The sequence below is a fragment of the Psychrobacter sp. Cmf 22.2 genome (genome assembly GCF_001921745.1).
Lineage (GTDB): Bacteria > Pseudomonadota > Gammaproteobacteria > Pseudomonadales > Moraxellaceae > Psychrobacter.
Genome location: NZ_MRYA01000001.1, coordinates 41,580 through 60,465 on the forward strand (window position 1 = coordinate 41,580; position 18,886 = coordinate 60,465).

General features: G+C 43.2%; 16 protein-coding genes. 9 read left to right on the plus strand and 7 right to left on the minus strand.

Annotation, left to right across the window (positions count from 1 at the left end; genetic code table 11):
* Nucleotides 1–26: 26 nt before the first annotated feature.
* Nucleotides 27–2,324, minus strand: a complete 2,298-nt coding sequence (gene parC / locus BTV98_RS00150; RefSeq protein ID WP_075102698.1) for a DNA topoisomerase IV subunit A — start codon at nt 2,322–2,324, stop codon at nt 27–29.
* A gap of 470 nt (nt 2,325–2,794) precedes the next feature.
* Here parC and BTV98_RS00155 point away from each other — a divergent pair, with 470 nt between their 5' ends.
* The 5 genes from BTV98_RS00155 (at nt 2,795) to BTV98_RS00175 (ending at nt 9,513) form a co-directional block, all read left to right on the plus strand.
* Entirely contained in the window at nt 2,795–4,516 is a 1,722-nt protein-coding gene (locus BTV98_RS00155; protein ID WP_058369510.1) for an AMP-binding protein, read from the plus strand.
* A 512-nt stretch (nt 4,517–5,028) separates the two neighbouring features.
* Nucleotides 5,029–6,753 carry an AMP-binding protein gene (locus BTV98_RS00160; protein WP_075102964.1) on the plus strand — a complete coding sequence of 575 codons (1,725 nt, stop codon included), beginning with the start codon at nt 5,029–5,031 and terminating at the stop codon, nt 6,751–6,753.
* A gap of 267 nt (nt 6,754–7,020) precedes the next feature.
* Nucleotides 7,021–7,737: a ribonuclease PH gene (rph, locus tag BTV98_RS00165; RefSeq protein ID WP_058369509.1), complete on the plus strand. Its 717-nt coding sequence runs from the start codon at nt 7,021–7,023 to the stop codon at nt 7,735–7,737.
* A gap of 110 nt (nt 7,738–7,847) precedes the next feature.
* Nucleotides 7,848–8,339, plus strand: coding sequence for a hypothetical protein (locus tag BTV98_RS00170; RefSeq protein WP_058369508.1), 492 nt, complete (start codon nt 7,848–7,850; stop codon nt 8,337–8,339).
* Nucleotides 8,340–8,592: 253 nt separating this feature from the next.
* A complete protein-coding gene (locus tag BTV98_RS00175) occupies nt 8,593–9,513 on the plus strand; it encodes a hypothetical protein (protein WP_256713804.1) in 921 nt (306 codons plus the stop codon).
* 117 nt (nt 9,514–9,630) lie between these two features.
* On the opposite strand, the gene hemJ is transcribed toward BTV98_RS00175, so the two are convergent.
* The 6 genes from hemJ to serB all read right to left on the minus strand — a co-directional run bounded on the left by hemJ (nt 9,631) and on the right by serB (nt 15,236).
* Nucleotides 9,631–10,065 carry a protoporphyrinogen oxidase HemJ gene (gene hemJ, locus BTV98_RS00180; protein ID WP_058369232.1) on the minus strand — a complete coding sequence of 145 codons (435 nt, stop codon included), beginning with the start codon at nt 10,063–10,065 and terminating at the stop codon, nt 9,631–9,633.
* A gap of 108 nt (nt 10,066–10,173) precedes the next feature.
* Nucleotides 10,174–11,256: a biotin synthase BioB gene (gene bioB / locus BTV98_RS00185; protein ID WP_058369231.1), complete on the minus strand. Its 1,083-nt coding sequence runs from the start codon at nt 11,254–11,256 to the stop codon at nt 10,174–10,176.
* 229 nt (nt 11,257–11,485) lie between these two features.
* Nucleotides 11,486–11,992: an SCP2 sterol-binding domain-containing protein gene (locus BTV98_RS00190; protein ID WP_058369230.1), complete on the minus strand. Its 507-nt coding sequence runs from the start codon at nt 11,990–11,992 to the stop codon at nt 11,486–11,488.
* 320 nt (nt 11,993–12,312) lie between these two features.
* Nucleotides 12,313–12,699, minus strand: coding sequence for an AciT family ciprofloxacin tolerance protein (aciT, locus tag BTV98_RS00195; RefSeq protein WP_058369238.1), 387 nt, complete (start codon nt 12,697–12,699; stop codon nt 12,313–12,315).
* Nucleotides 12,700–12,922: 223 nt separating this feature from the next.
* On the minus strand, nt 12,923–13,975 hold the full coding sequence (locus BTV98_RS00200; RefSeq protein WP_058369229.1) for a DUF368 domain-containing protein: 1,053 nt from the start codon (nt 13,973–13,975) through the stop codon (nt 12,923–12,925).
* A gap of 40 nt (nt 13,976–14,015) precedes the next feature.
* Nucleotides 14,016–15,236 carry a phosphoserine phosphatase SerB gene (serB, locus tag BTV98_RS00205; RefSeq protein ID WP_058369228.1) on the minus strand — a complete coding sequence of 407 codons (1,221 nt, stop codon included), beginning with the start codon at nt 15,234–15,236 and terminating at the stop codon, nt 14,016–14,018.
* Nucleotides 15,237–15,583: 347 nt separating this feature from the next.
* Between serB and BTV98_RS00210 the strand changes: the two genes are divergently transcribed.
* From BTV98_RS00210 to BTV98_RS00225, 4 genes are all read left to right on the plus strand, one after another.
* Nucleotides 15,584–17,128 (plus strand): hypothetical protein, encoded by a 1,545-nt coding sequence (locus tag BTV98_RS00210; protein WP_058369227.1) that lies wholly within the window; start codon nt 15,584–15,586, stop codon nt 17,126–17,128.
* Nucleotides 17,129–17,316: 188 nt separating this feature from the next.
* Complete coding sequence (locus BTV98_RS00215; RefSeq protein ID WP_058369226.1) at nt 17,317–17,559, plus strand: PA3496 family putative envelope integrity protein; 243 nt, start codon at nt 17,317–17,319, stop codon at nt 17,557–17,559.
* Nucleotides 17,560–17,852: 293 nt separating this feature from the next.
* Nucleotides 17,853–18,410: a UPF0149 family protein gene (locus BTV98_RS00220; RefSeq protein ID WP_058369225.1), complete on the plus strand. Its 558-nt coding sequence runs from the start codon at nt 17,853–17,855 to the stop codon at nt 18,408–18,410.
* A 34-nt stretch (nt 18,411–18,444) separates the two neighbouring features.
* Nucleotides 18,445–18,882: a YbjQ family protein gene (locus BTV98_RS00225; protein ID WP_305954758.1), complete on the plus strand. Its 438-nt coding sequence runs from the start codon at nt 18,445–18,447 to the stop codon at nt 18,880–18,882.
* The last annotated feature ends 4 nt before the right edge of the window (nt 18,883–18,886 follow it).

Below are 18,886 nucleotides of genomic sequence, written 5' to 3' on the forward strand. Positions count from 1 at the left end.
GACTAGAGCGCAAAGCATAGCTATTATCACCCAACCTCAACCCCAGTCACATTCTGAAAGCCTCTTGGCAGCTGTCCACCGCGATTACCACGACTGCCCGTATAGTTGGCCAAATCATTGGGCTTTAGCGTTACATGACGCTTGCCAGCGGTAATAATAAGGCTGTTTTGTAGGTTCAATGGCGTGATAGCCAGCACTTCTTCATCACCTTTTAGCGTGATCATTTTATTGCCTTTACCGCGAGCTTGTTCAGGCAAATCGTCTAGAGCGAATATCAATAAGTAACCTGCATTGGTCACGACAGCGATATGGTCAGGCGTGGTTTGTATTGCTTTATCATTGTCGTGATTGGTGTCCGTATTGGTATCAATACGTGCGACGGGAAGTAAACGGCTGCCAATCCCTAGGTTGATAATTTTTTTGCCCGCTTTTTGATTGCTATCAAGATTGCCAAGCGTATTCACAAACCCATAACCTTGCGAGCTGGCAAGGACAATGCGCTGATCATTAGCGCCTGTTAATAGCTGCTCAAAGCTAGCACCTGCTGGCGGTTTTAGCACACTGGTCAGCGGATCACCTTGTCCACGAGCAGAAGCAAGGTTATGCGCATCGATACCATAGCTGCGACCGGTGCTATCGAGCACGTAAATTTTTTCGTTAGACTTGCCGCGTGCATACGCTTGATAGCTGTCACCTGAACGATAACTCATGCCAGTCGCATCGACGTCATGGCCTTTAGCGGCGCGAATCCAGCCAGCTTTTGATAAGATAGCGGTAATAGGCTCACTCGGTACCAGATCTGACTCTTTTAACGCCTGCGCCTCTTCGCGTTCTGCCAGTGGTGACATACGCTCGTTGCCGTGTTCTTTCATGTCGGCGGTGAGCTCTTCAATCATCAGATTGGTCAAGCTGTCTGGGTTGTCCAAGTACTCTTGAATAGTGGCGCGCTCAGCTGCCAGCTCGTCTTGCTCGCGGCGCAGCTCAATCTCTTCTAGCCTTGCCAGCTGACGCAGACGAATATCCAAGATAGCATTGGCTTGTATGTCAGTCAGATCATAGCCTTGCATTAATGCTGATTTTGGATCGTCTTCTTCACGAATAATACGAATCACTTCATCAATATTTAGATAAGCGATTAGCAGTCCTGCAAGGATATGCAGGCGTTTATCGATTTTATCGAGGCGATATTGCAAGCGGCGGGTGACTACTGAGCGGCGACAAACGAGCCATTCATCGAGGATTTCTTTTAAGTTTTTGACCTGCGGTTTACCATTTAGGCCGATCATGTTCATATTGACGCGGTAGTTGCTTTCTAGATCAGTACTGGCAAACAAATGGCTCATGACGCGCTCGACATCGACGCGGGTAGAGCGCAGCTCAAGTACGATACGGCAAGCGTTTTCATGATCCGATTCATCACGAATATCAGTAATCCAAGGCAGCTTTTTGTCCATCATAAGTCTTGCGATTTGCTCTTGGATTTTGTTGCCTGAGACTTGGTAGGGTAGCGCATCGATGATAACTAAATTCTTCTCTTTGCTATCGATATGATAGGTCGCGCGCATTTTATAGCTGCCACGACCGCTTTCATACATTGCCTGTAAGTCTTTTTTACTGGTGATGATCTCAGCATGCGTTGGTAAGTCAGGTGCTGGTATCGACTGAGTCAGTTGCTTAACAGACAGATCAGGGTTTTTGAGCAGACGAATCGCCGCACGCACCACTTCGTTTAGATTATGCGGCGGAATATCGGTTGCCATACCGACAGCGATACCAGTCGTACCATTTAATAAAATATTAGGCAGGCGAGCAGGCAGGGTAACGGGTTCCTGTATGGTGCCATCGAAATTGTCTTGCCAATCGACCGTGCCTTGACCGAGCTCAGCAAGCAAAGTATTAGCATAGGCAGACATTTTAGCTTCGGTATAACGCATAGCGGCAAAGGATTTGGGGTCGTCAGAGCTCCCCCAGTTACCTTGACCAGTAATCAGCGGATAACGATAGCTAAATGGCTGCGCCATCAGCACCATCGCCTCATAACAGGCGCTATCGCCATGCGGATGATATTTACCCAATACATCACCGACGGTACGCGCAGACTTTTTGGCTTTGGCTGAGGACTTTAGGCCAAGCTCGCTCATGGCATAGACGATACGGCGCTGGACAGGCTTGAGGCCATCAGCGATGTTAGGCAGCGCCCGATCCATGATGACGTACATGGCGTAGTTTAGGTAAGCTTGTTCAGTGAACTCTGCTACCGATCGGGTATCCATCGGCTCACTTGGGATAATGGGAGCAATCTTATTATCAATAACATCGGACATAAAGTAGGTTTCGCTTCTGTGTTTTTAATTAGTATGTTTTATATAGTGCATTTTATGTGCCGCACCGCATTGGTACAAAATTCACATAAGAATAAGGTAGCGTTATCCTAAAGGATATTACATCAATTAAAAAGGGATAATCTAGAATAGACGACAAGTCATGACGTGCTGATATAAACCAGTATAGTCGCGCTTACTATGTATTGCCTTGCTATATATAAGATGCCTCATAGAAAGAAATAAGTAACATTATAAGGTAATAGCTACCCATTTAATGCTAAGCGTTAGTGTAAAAAACGCTTAAATTAAACCTGTATATTATTGATTTTATAGGAAATAATAAACGTCAAGCAACTTTGCGAACTCTAGTGCCAATCTTTTATATTGAGTAGTATGTACAAAGTGTGTATGTTAAAGAACAAAGGAGTATTTACCACTGAATGCGTAAACTCATGAGGAGAAACAAGATTATGGACAATCAAGTCAATTTAACCCGTCGTAACGATAAAGTCTGGCTCAAAACCTATGAAGCGCTTGGGCTAACTTACGATATTGACATGCCAAGCGATGACACTTCACTGATAGACATTTTTGAGAAAAGCTTTCTTAAGTACAGTGACAAGACGGCATTCGTCTGCATGGGTTCGTCGATTAGTTTTAAAGAAGTAGACTTATATAGTCGTCAAGTTGCCGCTTATTTGCAATCACTTGGGCTGGTCAAAGGCGATAAAGTCGCAGTCATGATGCCCAATATTTTACAGCTGCCCGTTACCGTCATTGGTGTACTGCGAGCAGGTCTGACCTTAGTCAATGTCAATCCACTATATACCACAAAAGAGCTTGAGCACCAGCTGACTGACTCTGAATCTAAAGCACTTATCTTAGTCGAAAATTTTGCCAAAACCTATCAAGATATTGGTCGCAAGGTGGTGGATCATGTGGTCATCACTGGTATGGGCGATCTGATGGGCACGTTAAAAGGCCTTATGGTCAATACAGTTGTACGTCACGTCAAAAAAATGGTACCGCCATATAAAATCGCCAATAGTGTCGAGTTTAAAAACATGCTGAAGCAAAGCTCGGCAGGCAAGTATCAACGACCAAACAATATCAGTCTCAATGACGTGGCCGTATTACAGTATACCGGCGGTACAACTGGCGTGGCCAAAGGTGCCATGCTAACCCACAAAAACTTAGTGGCCAACCTTATTCAGTCCGATACCTTTTTGGGTAGTGCTTTTGATGAGTTTGAGAGTAGTAACGAGCAGCCTGTCATCATGACCGCTTTACCGCTATATCATATTTTCTCTTTTACTGTCTGCGGTATGTTTGGGATTTATCGCGGTTGTATTGGCTTACTGGTACCCAATCCACGTGACATTGATAGTTTATTAAAAGCTTATAAAAACAACCCGCCAGCATTTTTTCCAGCGGTAAATACTTTATTTAATGCGCTGGCTAACAACGATGAGTTCAAGTCGATGGATCATAGTAAGCTGCGCACGTCGATGGGCGGCGGTATGGCAGTCCTTAGCTCAACAGCAGAAAAATGGCGTCAGGTGACGGGCAATATTATCGTTCAAGGTTACGGGTTGTCTGAGACGTCACCAGTTGCAACAGCTAATCCACATAATAGTGCTACGTTCACAGGCAACATTGGCGTACCGATGCCAGGTACTGACGTTGCTATTTTAGATGAAGCGGGTAATGAGCTTGAGCTGGGTGAGCGCGGCGAGATTAGCGTTCGTGGCCCGCAGGTTATGAAAGGCTACTGGAATCGCGATGATGCGACTCGTGAAGTGATGACCGATGATGGCTTTTTCCGCACTGGCGATATTGGAATTATGGATGAAGAAGGCTATGTCACCATCGTTGATCGTAAAAAGAACATGATCTTAGTGTCAGGCTTTAATGTGTATCCGAATGAAGTCGAAGAAGTGATGGCTGGTCATCCAAAGATTTTAGAGTGCGGTGTCATTGGTGTTGAGGATGAAAAGAGTGGCGAGGTTCCAAAAATATTCGTCGTACGCCAAGATGATAGCCTTACTAAAGAAGATGTCCTTGCCTACGCTAAAGAGCATTTGACTGGCTATAAACGCCCCCGTCATGTTGAATTTATTGATGAGCTACCAAAATCGAACGTTGGTAAAATTTTGCATAAAGACTTACGTAAGCTTGAAGAAAAAAATTAAGAATCTTAATATTCGACATTTGAATGCGGTTTGAGGGTTTGGCTGTCATAGATAGCGGATGTTTAAACAATACTGTTTTTATCCATTATGGTGAGACTGTTTAGAGACAGTCTTGCCGTTTTTATTGAGTGAGCTGTAGTATGAATATAAATAAGCGCAGTACGAGTCGCTGTTATCTATAAGGCACTATAAGGATAGATATTCCAATAAGGGGATATAGACTGCCTCTACATACAATTATAGAGAGTTTTTTGCAAAACTGTTATAGTACGGACGCATACAACTAAGCGGACATTGGTTATTATTGTCTGGTTTTTAGTGACTTTATGTTCACAAATAATGATTCATAAACCTAATACTTTTATCATTATTATATTATTCTACGTTTTTCATTGTAGTACTTAGGAAAAGTTATGACTGACAATGCCAACAATAGCGGTACTAATAAAAACGCGCCAGACCAAACGTCTGTTAATAGTGGCAATGACCATGCGCATAAGGACGAACAAATGATGTCGGATATGACAGCGTTTCCTACGATGCCTACTATCCCAAGTGATAGACCATGGCTTGATGCTTATGAGCGTTATAGTATCGATGCAACTATCGATATGCCTGATGATGAAACCTCTTTGCTTGAAGTGTTTGAACGTAACTTTCGACGTTATGGACAAAAAACTGCTTACATCTGTATGGGCGCATCCATTACCTTTAAACAACTGGACCTATATAGCCGTCAAATCGCAAGCTACCTACAGTCATTAGGGTTGGATAAAGGCGATAAAGTTGGCGTCATGATGCCAAACATTTTACAGTATCCGATTGTTATGCTCGGCATCATTCGTGCAGGCATGGTATTGGTCAATGTCAATCCGCTATATACTAGCCGCGAGCTATCACATCAGCTACATGATAGCGGAGCAAAGGCATTATTTATCGTTGAGAATTTTGCAAAAACCTATCAAGACGCTGAGGATAAAGGCCAAGTCGAGCATGTGATTGTCTGTAAGATTGGTGATATGTTGGGCTCAGTCAAAGGGGTGGTAGTCAATCTAGTCGCACGCCATATCAAAAAGATGATTCCAGCTTATAATCTACCTGATAGTATAAGTTTTAAACAAGCGTTAGGAGCGGTATCTGCCAGTAAATATAAGCGTCCCGATTTGTCATTAGATGATGTGGCGTTATTACAATATACTGGCGGTACGACAGGTGTGGCGAAGGGCGCTATGCTATCGCATGGTAACTTGGTTGCTAACATGCTACAGATCAGCGTTCTTATCAATAGTGCTTTTGAAGATGACATCAATAGCGACGATGTGATTTTGACCGCTTTACCGTTGTATCATGTGTTCTCATTTATGGTTTGCGGTATGTATGGTATGTATCAAGGTTTTACAGGCCTATTAATACCTAATCCACGCGATTTAGATGGTCTGATTAAAGAGATGGATAAATATAAACCATCATTTATTCCTGCCGTAAATACCTTGTTTAATGGTTTGGTGCATAAAGACAGCTTTGCTGAATTGGATTTTTCCAATCTCAAAGCCTCTATCGGCGGCGGTATGTCAGTATTGCCAAGCGTGGCTAAAGAGTGGCACAAAATTACAGGTCTGCCTATTGTAGAAGGTTACGGTCTGTCTGAAACTTCGCCAGTAGTCGCTTTTAACCCGATGACCATTGCTGAGTTTACAGGTAAGATTGGTATTCCAGCATCCAGTACTGATATCGTACTAATCGATGAAGAAGAAGAGGAAGTCGCTATCGGTGAGCGCGGTGAGATCTGCGTCAAAGGGCCACAAGTGATGATTGGCTATCAAAACCGTCCTGAAGAGACTGCAAATACCTTTACAAAGACTGGCTACCTAAAAACAGGTGACATCGGCATCATGGACGAAAAGGGCTTTATCAAGATTGTCGATCGTAAAAAAGATATGATCATCGTCTCAGGCTTTAACGTCTATCCAAATGAGATTGAAGAAGCCATGAGTGAACACCCAGACATTGTAGAGTGCGGCGCCATTGGCATACCGAGTGATGAGCGCGGTGAAGATCCCAAATTGTTTGTGGTCAAAAAAGGGGATGTCACTGAAAAAGAGCTGCTCGATTTTGGTAAAAAGCAATTAACAGGCTACAAGCGTCCGCGTCATATACAGTTCGTCGATGAGTTGCCAAAATCAAACGTCGGTAAAATTTTGCGTAAAGAGTTGCGCAAAATGGAAGGACTAGAATAGAGTAAAGCGATCATTGATGGCAGTACTCACTTTACTCTCATTGTGTTTTTTGTCAAAATCACCACGTAATAACAAGTACTTATATTGCTATTGCGTGGCTGTCACGTTAGGATATCTCAAGTTTTAGGTCTGCTACTTTCCATCTTGTCTGATTGTTGAGTACTTTTTGATGAGTTATTAAGCACAGCCAACCGATCAATAAGCCATTAGCAGACCGCTATTCTTATTTTATACCACTACTTTTATAGTATTGTCCTAGGGAATTTTATGCGTATTGATAACCGTGAGCTTGACCAACTTCGTTCGATTAGTTTTGAGCGCCACTATACCAAGCATGCCGAAGGGTCAGTGTTGGTCAGCTTTGGCGATACCAAAGTGTTGTGTACAGCAAGCGTTGAGTCAGGGGTTCCACGCTGGTTAAAAGGCAAAGGCAAAGGTTGGGTTACCGCTGAATATGGCATGTTACCGCGCGCAACCAATACCCGTAATCAGCGTGAAGCGGCTCGTGGTAAGCAGTCTGGTCGTACTCAAGAGATTCAACGTCTCATCGGTCGTAGCCTCCGTGCCATGATTGATCTTAGTAAGCTTGGCGAAAACACAATTTATCTCGATTGTGATGTATTGCAAGCAGATGGTGGCACGCGCACGGCTAGTGTGACTGGTGCTGCTATTGCTTTGATCGATGCGCTTGAGAGCATTCAAAAAACCAAAAAACTAAAAGCCGACCCCTTGATTGGTCTGGTCGCTGCAATCTCTGTCGGTATGAAAGATGGTAAAGCTTATCTAGACTTAAATTATGAAGAAGATGCCAGCTGTGATACGGATCTGAACGTCGTCATGACGCAGAAGGGTGAGTTTATTGAGCTGCAAGGTACCGCTGAAGAAAAGCCATTTACCCGTGCCCAAGCTGATGATATGTTAATCCTTGCTGAAAAAGGAATCGCTGAGCTTATCAAAATGCAACAAACCGCCCTTGGCTGGTAGACTCGTTACAAAGATTATTTGATACAATATATGAACAACTGTTCAACTGTCGTAAACAGACAACTGATATATTTATTCGTTAATAGGTAGCAATCGATAGGTAATAATGCATGTTAAAGCTAACCGATGATGGCGCCAAGATTACCCTACAGGATCAGCCACCCGCAGGGGACAATGGACTGTTTTGGTTTGGGTCAGCACTGCTAGTTGGTGCTGTAGCAGTGGCCTTGGCGATGAGCCTATTACCAGAGCGTTTAGCGATTGGCGCGCTCGCTTTATTGATTGTAGGTAGTTTTATCTTTAATCGACAACGACAACAGCGTAAAAAATCTATGAGTGGTAATATCAGTAGCGGTGTCTTGTGGGTACGCGTAGGCGAGCTGGTACATGACAATAACGGTCGCCGCGACCATATTACTCTAAGCGATGGTGATAAAGTCACTCTCTTTGGTGAACAGATCCAAATTGTTGATACAGACAATGTGCGTAAGTACCATATCAGTGGCTTTGATACGGCCCAAGAAGCACAGGCAACCAAAGCGATATTAGAAGGTCAAGCACTTAATAAGCGTCATGTTAATATTAAAATGAATGGTGATTAAGACTTTTATCAAACGATTTATCAAATGATTTTTAATCAGTGATTTTTAAAAAAAGCCATCTGTAAATCGATGGCTTTTTTTTATTCTTTTTTATAGGTCATTTTTAGTCGACCTTTTATCTTACTTTTTATACCTTTTGTCATTTAAAAGCGATCAATAAAGCTTGCAGCATCTCATCTAAATGGTTTATAACTAAAAACTAAGGCGTGTTGAACATTCACAAACATTGTTGCTGTCTTGAAAGGAGCTGGTTATGCCGCTACCGTCGGTTATTACCTTAGAAAAAATGAATTTATATAAAGCAAAAATATCATTGTATAAAGCGATGTTGTATCAGATACCACTATATAAAGTGCTATCTATTCAAGCCCATCCTACCAAACAGATTTTTATAAAACCTTTTATTATAAAAAAAACATCCGTCACTGCATTATTGATACTTTTGAGTAGTGCAAGTTACGTCCATGCCGATAGTATGAGCGATCTTATCGCCCAAAAAACAGCACAGCCTGAGCTTGCAGTGCCGCGTGCCAAAATTAATACGCGCTCGACCATCCAGCGTACCCGTCCCAACTACTCAACTATTAATAATCCGAATTACACAAACACTCAGCCTACTTCGAATGCATATGGTTATCGTCAGCAGACGCAAAACAGGTCTGGAGCAAATACCTCCTATCGTTATCCTGAAGTGCAACGGCAAGCACCTACTGTCTTGCCTGCATTTTTATCAGGTAATTACGATAACGTCGATAGTGAGTATTTGCCACTGCTGAGCAGTGCTGAAAATCACAGCAGTATGGCCGCACGCGAGGTGATTAGTACGGCACGCAAGATGGCACTCAACGAGCGCGCTATCATTCAAGGCGGCTGCTGGGACTATCTAAATGAGGTGTTTAAGCGGGCAGGGGTCACTCGTGATACAGTACATAAAGGCGCCTATAGACAAGGCCCTTATGCCAATAGTAATGAGATTGAGATTGGTGACTGGCTTTATTATATCAATCATGGCTATAACGGTGTCGAGCATAGCGGACTGTTTGTCGGCTGGGTCGATGAAGCGGCTAAGCAAGCGCTGATACTCAGCTATGCTGGGGAAAATCGCCGCGAGCCTGCGCGCTATCGAGTTTATGATTTGAGTAATGTGTACCAAATCATGCGTCCAACTATCTAAGTAGGATATTCAATATCTTTTAGACAATAAAAAACGCCCGTGACTGATAAAAGTTACGGACGTTTTTTATTGTTTAATAAAAGCTAGCGACAGTTTAACTAATTTTTCTAAATAACTTTAGAACGGTTTAACGACCACTAATATAACAATAATGACCAAGGCAAAGACTGGTATCTCATTAAACCAGCGCCAAAATTTATGGGTTTTATAATGCGGATTATCAATCAGTTTCTTTCGATAAAAACCACATGCGCCATGATAAGCTGACAGCAAAATGACTAGAAAAATCTTTACATGCAGCCAGCCTTGGGTTTTATATACTTCCCAGCCAAGTCCTACCATCCATAGACCTAAAATCCACGTTGCTATCATCGACGGGGTCATAATGCCGCGATATAGCTTACGCTCCATCACCGTAAAACGCTCTTGACTGATAAGATCATCACTCATGGCATGATAGACAAAAAGCCTTGGTAGATAAAAAATCGCCGCAAACCAGCAGACCATTGCAATGATGTGTGCTGCTTTAATCCAATTAAAATAATCTGGCATAGTTTTTCTCTTGTTATCTTGTCAATACTTATATGCGTCGTAAATAAACGCGGGCAAGCTTAACGCAGATTAATGGATAATGGTAGCAGCACATCGTTAAGATATCAGCTATTCTGCCAACACTACTTGTGATTGATGTCCGCTCATCGCATCCATAACAGGCACTTGCTTAGCTGCTCTTGGCGCTGCAAATTGGGCAGTTAAGCCCAGCTCACGCATTAGCCTATTATCATTAGATTGGCTGGCATTGCCTGTTGTTAACAGCTTGTCACCATAAAAAAATGAGTTGGCACCTGCCATAAAGGCCAAAGCCTGCTCAGCATCAGATAAGCTTTCACGCCCAGCAGATAGGCGTACATAGCTGCTCGGACAGCAGATACGCGTTACTGCAATCGTGCGAATCCATTCCAGCACCGATAGCTCACCCTCTGCTAGCACTTTATCACCGATGGGCGTGCCGGCAATAGGGACGAGCAGATTGACAGGAATAGACTCGGGTGCCTTGGGCATTTTAAGTAACTCATGTACCCAGTCGATGCGGTCTTCGCGGCTTTCACCCATACCTACAATATTACCACTACAGACGTTAATACCCGAGTCACGTACGTGCGCTAGCGTATCGAGACGCTCATCATAGCTACGCGTACTGACTACCTCCTCATAATAGCGACGCGAGGTGTCTAGATTGTGATTATAATAATCAAGCCCTGCATCGGCCAACTGTGCGGCTTGCTCAGGATTTAGCATACCTAGCGTCATGCAAGTCTCAAGCCCTAAGCTTTTGACTTCTTTAACCAGCTCGACCACATAAGGCATATCTTTGGCGCTTGGATGCTTCCATGCAGCACCCATACAAAATCGCGATGAGCCGCTAGCTTTAGCGCGCTTAGCCGCTGCGATCACTTTATCAACCTCTAAGCGCTTTTCTGCCTGCAACTTGGTCTTGTCACGATGATGACCTGACTGTGAGCAATAACCACAATCCTCAGGACAGTTGCCTGTCTTAATCGATAGCAAGGTACTAATCTGTACTTCATTAGCATCAAAGTTTTGGCGGTGAATCGTTTGCGCTTGTAATAATAAGTCCATTAACGGTAAATCAAACAGCTGCGCAATGTGTTCACGACTGTGTTTAACAGTATTATCATTGGCTTGAGGGTTAGGTTCTTGGATTGAAAGTAGTCCTGCCATGGGTTAAATCCTTTTAAGATAAGCTGAGAAAAACTCAGTTAAGTTAAGATAATTATTGAATAATGAGGCAATAAAAAGGTCGCGGTAACCGTAGTATACCGCAACCTTTTCGTAAAATCAGAACGCTATTGATAATGCTAGTAGATGGTATCTAAGATTATATTTATAACCCAGTTGTTTAATCACATGCCATCTTAATCACATAACATCTTTTCAAAATTACAGCGCCTTATTTACCGACTTTATGCTTTACCACACCAATCCAATGGTTGGCAAATTGCTGCGCTTTATAGGCGTAAGGTTTTGCTTTTTGGACGTAGGGTTTATAGTCTTCTGGAATAGCAGGTACGATGTGTTTAGCAAGCTTATTGAACCACATCATTAAGCTATAATCGCCCTCTATACTCAAGTTACCTTCTTGAACGGCTGTCATAAAGGCAGGCAGATCGCCTTTAGACAACAGCTTTACCCCCGTCATTGAATCTTTGAAATTAATCGTCAAATCTGGCTCATCGGCGTGACCACTACGTTGACTAAAAGTCCCATTATCAAAGTTAAAATGACGTGCAACGTTTGCTTCCACACTAGCGATCTCGATGGTAACTTTACGATCAGCCAGTAGCTTTTTGACATCTTCGTTATCGCTGTCAGCAAGCGTAGACAGACGATAGCCAACCACCGCCAACATCATATCTAATGGGTCAGATTTGATATCTAATACGGGAATAGTAAACATAGTCAGGCTCCTAAAATGAGTATAATAATAAGTAAGAAAAATGTAGGTATCGAATAAAGGCTACTTTATATTGGTTTGCACTACAATCATATAGGTAGAGTATAAACTATCTTCTACCTTTAATACTTTAGTAGTTGCGTAGAAGGTATTAGATATCGTGTAACAATACCTTGAATCAAGTATAGTGCTATTGCTTAACGGGTTTACGCATACAATATTTAGATGATAAGTAGCTTAGTATTATAAAATAATAGTGCTAAAAAATGCGCCGATATTAGGCGCAATGATTAACAATAAGTCATACACGAAAAAAGGAGCTACTAAAAGCGTGGCTGATAATGATCATCATAGATAGGTGTATGTTCAACGTAGCGTGCAGCAGCTCGTTTACGCTCTTGCTGTACTGTATGGCTCACGTCATCATAACGCAGCGCACGATATAACACCCAACCTGCTAACGGCAGCCAACTGATACCAAATGCTGCAACATAACTATGCCAATCAGATAAGCCAAAACCACTCATCAACGCGCTATGTAACATCTCAACACTGAGCCAATATATCATACCACCAAGCACATACCATAGTAGCCAACGCTGTGAAGTTAAGGCAATCACTATGATAAAGCTTGCCAATAGACCATAGCCAAGTAGCGCACTACCGCCTAACGTATCTACCCCAGCAACAGAAAATATAGTCACAAACATCATTCATCTCGCTATTCATAAGGTGAATTTCAATAAGACTATTATGCTGGTTTGCCATAAAAAGCTGAATAGGGTAGAGGCGACTTTACGACAACAGTTGTCGTCTGATTTATAGTGGCTGTTTTATAGAAAAAAAAGGTTTATTATAAAAAGTAAGCGCCTTATTGTTAGGCGCTTACGGTAAAGAATTATAGAAAAATTCAGCCATATTAAATGGTTAGGACTATTGCTTGATAGGTTGTACACGCTTGGTACGATTGCCCCACCATGATAGTGCTGTTACTAAGATTGCCCCAAGTAACATCAGTCCCAATGTCGTCAGCCATTGTGCTCCAGTTGGGTAATGCCAGGGCGCAACATTATTGACAGCCTCACTATTTAAAGTGCCTAAAGCATCTACTTTCCAAGGCCATACTTTAACCAGTGAGCCAGCAATAAAGCCAGTGAGCAGTGCTAATGTTCCCTGATAATATCGCGCTAACAACCATTTGAGCACCCGCGTAAAAATGAGTAGCCCAGTTGCCATTCCTGCCATTAAAGTAATAATAATAGTTAAATTAAGAGTATGGACAGCCTCCAATACCGTATCGTAAGCGCCCATCAGCAATAAAATAAATGACCCTGAAATACCAGGAAGTATCATCGCACAAATTGCAATCGCACCTGCAAAGAATAAATACGGTAAGCTTGGCGTCGTAGCGAGCAAGGGTAAGTTACTGATCACGACCGCTGTCACGATACCAATGACAAACAACCCTGCACGCGCAGCATTCCACCGCTTTATTTCACTTAATAAAATAACGACAGTCGCGACCACTAAACCAAAGAAAAATGACCAGATAAGTAGGGGTTGATTGTCGAGCAAGTGCTTGATTAGACCTGCTAAGGTGGCAAAGCTTGTGGCAATACCTAATAGCAAAAATAGCAAAAATGTCGCATCGACTTGTCGCCAGACAGCAAGTAAACCTTTGATACCGCCATGCTGACGAAACGCCTGCCAAAGGCTTGGGCCAATACTACCCAATGCATTAATTAGGCGCTCATAAATACCTGCAATCAGAGCGATAGTGCCGCCTGATACACCAGGTACGATATCAGCTGCGCCCATTGCCATGCCTTTAATATAGACCGCCACCAACTGCTTAGGGTTGTCTGCGTTTGCTACAGTAGCTGATGGGGTCGATGATAGGTCTGCTGGTAAGTCTGATAGAGGAGCTGCATCAGTCTTCGCGCTTGATGAAGGCGTGTCTGGCCGCGGGGATTGTGATGCCGTCATGGACATTCCTTTCTAAAAAATAAAAATAAGTGTTAACTGGCTACTGGGTTGAGATGAGTGCAGGATACCCAAGTGCATAGAGTACGCCTTCAAGACCTGTGACGTTTACCGCTGCATCGGCACGAGCTTGGACGATAGATTTGGCATGATATGCAACGCCCAAATCGGCATTGGCCATCATCGGTAAGTCATTTGCGCCATCACCAACGCAGACCACTTGTGACATATCGAGACCCATACGCTCAGCGATATGAGCGACGATAGACGCTTTTTTGGCGCCGTTGACGATAGGCAACTGCACATGACCGGTCACCTCGCCATCTTCGATATCTAAGTTATTGGCATGGACTTCATCAATGCCCAACTGCTCAGCGATATAACGGGCAAAATAAGTAAACCCACCAGAGACCAGCACCGTATGGTAACCCAGCGCTTTAAAGGCACTGACAGTCGTACGAGCGCCTGTCGATAAGGTAAGACGCGCGCAAATATCATCCAGTACTGTAGTGGATATGCCTTCTAATAGTGACACGCGCTGCACAAACGACTCATCAAAATCAATTTCGCCGCGCATGGCTGCCTCGGTAATGGTTTCTACTTGCTCGCCAATACCAGCAGTCTTTGCCAGCTCAACGATGACTTCTTGTTCGATCAAGGTTGAGTCCATATCGAAACAAACAAGCTTATGCGTGCGCAGCATATGACCAATAGATAAGATATGACAATCGACTACATTCATGCTATCAATGCCCAGACTTTGGGCGCCGCTGTAGTCTTTTGCCAAGTAATTCTCTGCCAAGTCGTGACGCAGACGAGTTGTCAGCTGATCATCAATGATGTGAGCTGCTGCTGTCTTTTTGCCAGGATGCATGAGCGTATCAGTGACAGGAACCAATAAATAACGAAATACCTGAGCGGGGACAAACGGCTGTTCGTTGTCATCGTCAGTGCCAGAAACAGAAGCGGTGTCAGTAGCAGCTTTAGGAATGGTAATATCTACAAAGCTTGCTTCCGTATCTTCTGCCACTGTTACCAAATGCCAGCTTGGCTGCTCATCGACCCAAGATTGTACATATTGATGAATATCAAGCGCGTGCATATGCGCTGGCAATACGACAATTAGTGCAAATACAGGTAGAGATTGGAGCGTATCGAAGTCTAGCAGATTGGTATCGTCAGGCAACAATGACGCTACAGAATCTACAGCTTGTTGCCATGCTTTGCTGTCTTTTGGTAACGAGTAAGGCGTATTTTTTGGCATGTCTCAATTGTCCCTTGTGTGCGCAGTTAAGATTAGGAATAATAACAGTTTTACCGTGTATCGCCTATACATGACGCACAAAGTATAACAGTTGAATAATAATGCCATCACCTCTAGTATATTGACCGAACTTTGCAGATAATTAAATGTATACTGACGGATAAACCTATGATGAACCGTATAGTGATATTATAGACAATACCAGTTAGACGACTGCTTGTATGATAGTCGGTAGTGCAGTTAAATGAGACTCGTTTGAGTTAAAATGATTAGTAGCATACTTTTCCAAAAAATGAGCAGCAGCCTCGTTTTTTTAATTTCCCCCATTCAAAAAAGTTTAACATATCATGACGTATTTAGCGCCGCGGCAAGGGTTGTTTGCCATTATCATTCTAGTCAGTTTTTGTTTGCAGACTTTACTGCTGGTCATCAGCACCGATCAGCAACTGACGACAAGTCGTGAACAAAAAGGCGAACAAATGGTCGCCCAGCTGATCGATGAGGCACGTCTGTCTTTAGAAAACGAAGACCGCGTAAGCTTAAGTGTCATTGCCAATCGCTATACTAGCGAGCAGGACGTGGCGCGCATCGTCATCAAAGATAGCAATGGTGAGATTTTAGTACCGGTCGGCAATGCACCGATGCAGCAAGGCGATACCATCAGTCAGATGGCAACCAAAGGTGATGCCGTTATTGGCAGTGTCGCCTTGACCCTAAAAGATATCAGTAAGGGCGAGATTATCGCGATGCAATGGCCGTTCGTCATTGGTTCGTTGGTTCTGCATCTTTTTTTATGGCTGCTGTATGGTTATGTGGCTCGACCAACCAAAGAGCAGATCAATGCGTTGAGCCGAGATATTCAAGACTTACACCGCGAACAGTACATACAATCTGGTCAATTGAGCTATGGACGCGCGCCTAACGAAAATTATGCCGAAAGTAGAGATGCTGGGGGCGTAGAGGCGACTTTGGATAGCGCTGTGGGCAATGATGCTCATCATACTGCCGATACAAGCGATCATGAGACAGGTAAAACCGGCAAAGTTAATACCACTGGTATCCATAGTGAGCTCAATGCGTATTTAAAGTCACAACAAGCCAATGCTGCTGATAAGCAGGCAAGCTCTCATACATCAACTGACGTAGCGCAAGACACACAGTCAAATAATACTAGTAGCCAAGCTCAGCATGCAGATGATGCTCAGATTAGCACAGGAATCGAGAGTAGTGGCGCTCACAAATTTACTAGCAGCACATCAAAGCTGTCTGCGACGCGCACTTTTGATACAGTCAGTGTGCAGATTATGTTTCACGACGAATACAATATGCTAGAGCGTCTGGCTCCTGAGATGCGCATGCCTTATCTAGCATTGTGTACGCAGTTGTTAAATCAAGCGATGACAGAGCTACTCAAGCAGCCACTATTGCTTGGTGTCAGTGCTGTAAATGAGCCACGTTTTGATGAAAGTGGCGCTTGTGCAGTACTTAGAGCTGACAACAGTCATGCAAAAGCTGCCCTAGCCGGTGTTATGTTAGGGAAGCTGTATTTAATGCTTAACAAGATCATTCATGAAAAGCATATTGAACTGTCAAGATTTGCGTTGCCTGCCAAAGTTGGTGTCAGTGACGAAGCCCAAACACAAGCGATGACGCAATTGCTCAATAGCGTTGGTAGAAAAGAACAAATGCTTATTTTATTACCTAATTCTGGACTCAAGCAAATCGGTAGCCATGTACAGGTGCAGAGCTTGAAGCGTCCAACAACGGTATACGAGCGCGAATGTGCTGTTTTTGATGGTGGTAATGATGCCATGATACAACGTTTGGCGTCTGTCCGTAATGCGGTACTGATGTCAGGGGTCGAAGAGGAAGAGCAAGGTGTTACCAATTGATTTTTAGTCGACTAATGTATAGACGTGAAAGATAAATTAAACTAACTCGCAACCAAAAGCCTCCATTTATAACTAACAATAAAACAGCGATATGCGTAAAAAGGATTGACAAGGTGCGAGCGAAACTTTATAAGGCATAAGTATATCAATGTGTTTTGAATTTATTGCCCAAGTAATAGGAGTTTGTCATGAGTGATACTGATATCGATGATGATTTTGATGGCGAATTTGCCGATGATGATGATGCAAAGATGGTTGAAGAAGCAGAGACCAGTGTTCGTACCCGTCTAAGTAGCCTTGAAAAACGTCGTTTGATTGATAACTTACTAGAAGAAAAGCGTCTGGCCAAAGCATTAAAAGACGAGCTAGATGATCTAGGTGATGATGATGACGATGACTTTGATGATGATTGGGAAGATGAGGATCTTTAGACGTCTTTATCTTTAGGCCACCGATTGTTTGTTAGTTTCAATCACAGATTATTAATCAGGTCACATAGTAAGCGTAACAGATTATCAATACTCATCTATGCTAAGCTAAACTCTCTATATTTTATCGACTGCCGTTAATAGTATTCACAAAAATCAAAACGGTATTTCATAGGTAGATACATAGGTAGTGTGTTGGTCAATCGTCAAATTGATTAACACTTATTAATTATCATAGATAACTTCCGTTTTAGTATTGGTTATCACCCAATTATCGATTCAAGGATAAGTATTTCATGAGCAACCAATTAAGCTTTGATGAGCTGTTAGACTTCTTAGACAACCAAGAAAGTCAGTTTATACTCGACAGTGTCGCCACTCATGGGTTTTTGACTGCTACTGTGATAGGACGTCCGCTACCAAACTGGATAGATGCATTGTTTGAAGGGCATGTCAGTGAAGTGCCGGACAACGTCGTCGATGGTATACGCCGCTGGCGCGACTCTATCATGGCTGAGCTAAAAAACGAGACACCTATCGAGCTGCCTTTTGGTGAAGATGCGGGTAATGAAGAAATCGCAGTCGATTTTTCAGATGAGTCAGACATCGTGGCATGGTCGATTGGGTTTGTAGATGCTATGTATGGTGATGAAGCCAGTAATTGGTTTGAAGATGAAGACACGGCTGAAGATGTCGCTGTATTGACCTTACCGATGATTGTGCTAAGCGGTATCGACGATGAAGACCCTGAGCTTGCTGAGATGCGCGCTGATGAAGATAAAATGGTACAGATGGCAAACAGCATTGAAGGCAACTTAACCGAATTGTTTTTATTGTTCCATACCAATGATTAATTCTATAAGTCACTGCTAAGGTAATACCATGGCTATGCAACTCTCCAATCTTGAGCACTTGCCCAATTATCAAATCACTGAACGCTTAGATGTTGTTTATGGTAGTACTGTGCGTTCAAAACATGTCGGTAAAGACTTGTTTGCTGGATTTAAAAATATCGTTGGCGGCGAGCTGACGGCTTATACTGAGCTGCTAGAAGAGTCACGTCAAGAGGCGATTGATCGTATGGTTGTCAAGGCAGAAGCCTTAGGCGCGGATGCGATCGTCGGTTTACGCTTTTCGACATCGAGCATCGCACAAGGGGCCTCAGAGCTTTTTGTTTATGGTACTGCTGTCAAAGCGACACGTCTGCAACGGCCTATGTCCTCTCAATCTCCGCATTATCCTTCTAACGATTATCAATCCAGCGAACCATCAAGCTCAGCGCAGACCTCAACTGATGAGTTACCACGTTTTAATCCTTTTGGTTAACGAT

Bases quoted from the DNA above. Each gene is read 5' to 3' on its own strand.
- BTV98_RS00225 (WP_305954758.1), top strand. From the start codon at position 18,445: ATGCAACTCTCCAATCTTGAGCACTTGCCCAATTATCAAATCACTGAA.
- serB (WP_058369228.1), bottom strand. From the start codon at position 15,236: ATGCCAAAAAATACGCCTTACTCGTTACCAAAAGACAGCAAAGCATGG.
- hemJ (WP_058369232.1), bottom strand. From the start codon at position 10,065: ATGCCAGATTATTTTAATTGGATTAAAGCAGCACACATCATTGCAATG.
- BTV98_RS00200 (WP_058369229.1), bottom strand. From the start codon at position 13,975: ATGACGGCATCACAATCCCCGCGGCCAGACACGCCTTCATCAAGCGCG.
- BTV98_RS00170 (WP_058369508.1), top strand. From the start codon at position 7,848: ATGTTAAAGCTAACCGATGATGGCGCCAAGATTACCCTACAGGATCAG.
- aciT (WP_058369238.1), bottom strand. From the start codon at position 12,699: ATGTTTGTGACTATATTTTCTGTTGCTGGGGTAGATACGTTAGGCGGT.
- BTV98_RS00220 (WP_058369225.1), top strand. From the start codon at position 17,853: ATGAGCAACCAATTAAGCTTTGATGAGCTGTTAGACTTCTTAGACAAC.
- rph (WP_058369509.1), top strand. From the start codon at position 7,021: ATGCGTATTGATAACCGTGAGCTTGACCAACTTCGTTCGATTAGTTTT.
- BTV98_RS00190 (WP_058369230.1), bottom strand. From the start codon at position 11,992: ATGTTTACTATTCCCGTATTAGATATCAAATCTGACCCATTAGATATG.
- bioB (WP_058369231.1), bottom strand. From the start codon at position 11,256: ATGGCAGGACTACTTTCAATCCAAGAACCTAACCCTCAAGCCAATGAT.
- BTV98_RS00215 (WP_058369226.1), top strand. From the start codon at position 17,317: ATGAGTGATACTGATATCGATGATGATTTTGATGGCGAATTTGCCGAT.
- BTV98_RS00160 (WP_075102964.1), top strand. From the start codon at position 5,029: ATGTCGGATATGACAGCGTTTCCTACGATGCCTACTATCCCAAGTGAT.
- BTV98_RS00210 (WP_058369227.1), top strand. From the start codon at position 15,584: ATGACGTATTTAGCGCCGCGGCAAGGGTTGTTTGCCATTATCATTCTA.
- parC (WP_075102698.1), bottom strand. From the start codon at position 2,324: ATGTCCGATGTTATTGATAATAAGATTGCTCCCATTATCCCAAGTGAG.
- BTV98_RS00175 (WP_256713804.1), top strand. From the start codon at position 8,593: ATGCCGCTACCGTCGGTTATTACCTTAGAAAAAATGAATTTATATAAA.
- BTV98_RS00155 (WP_058369510.1), top strand. From the start codon at position 2,795: ATGGACAATCAAGTCAATTTAACCCGTCGTAACGATAAAGTCTGGCTC.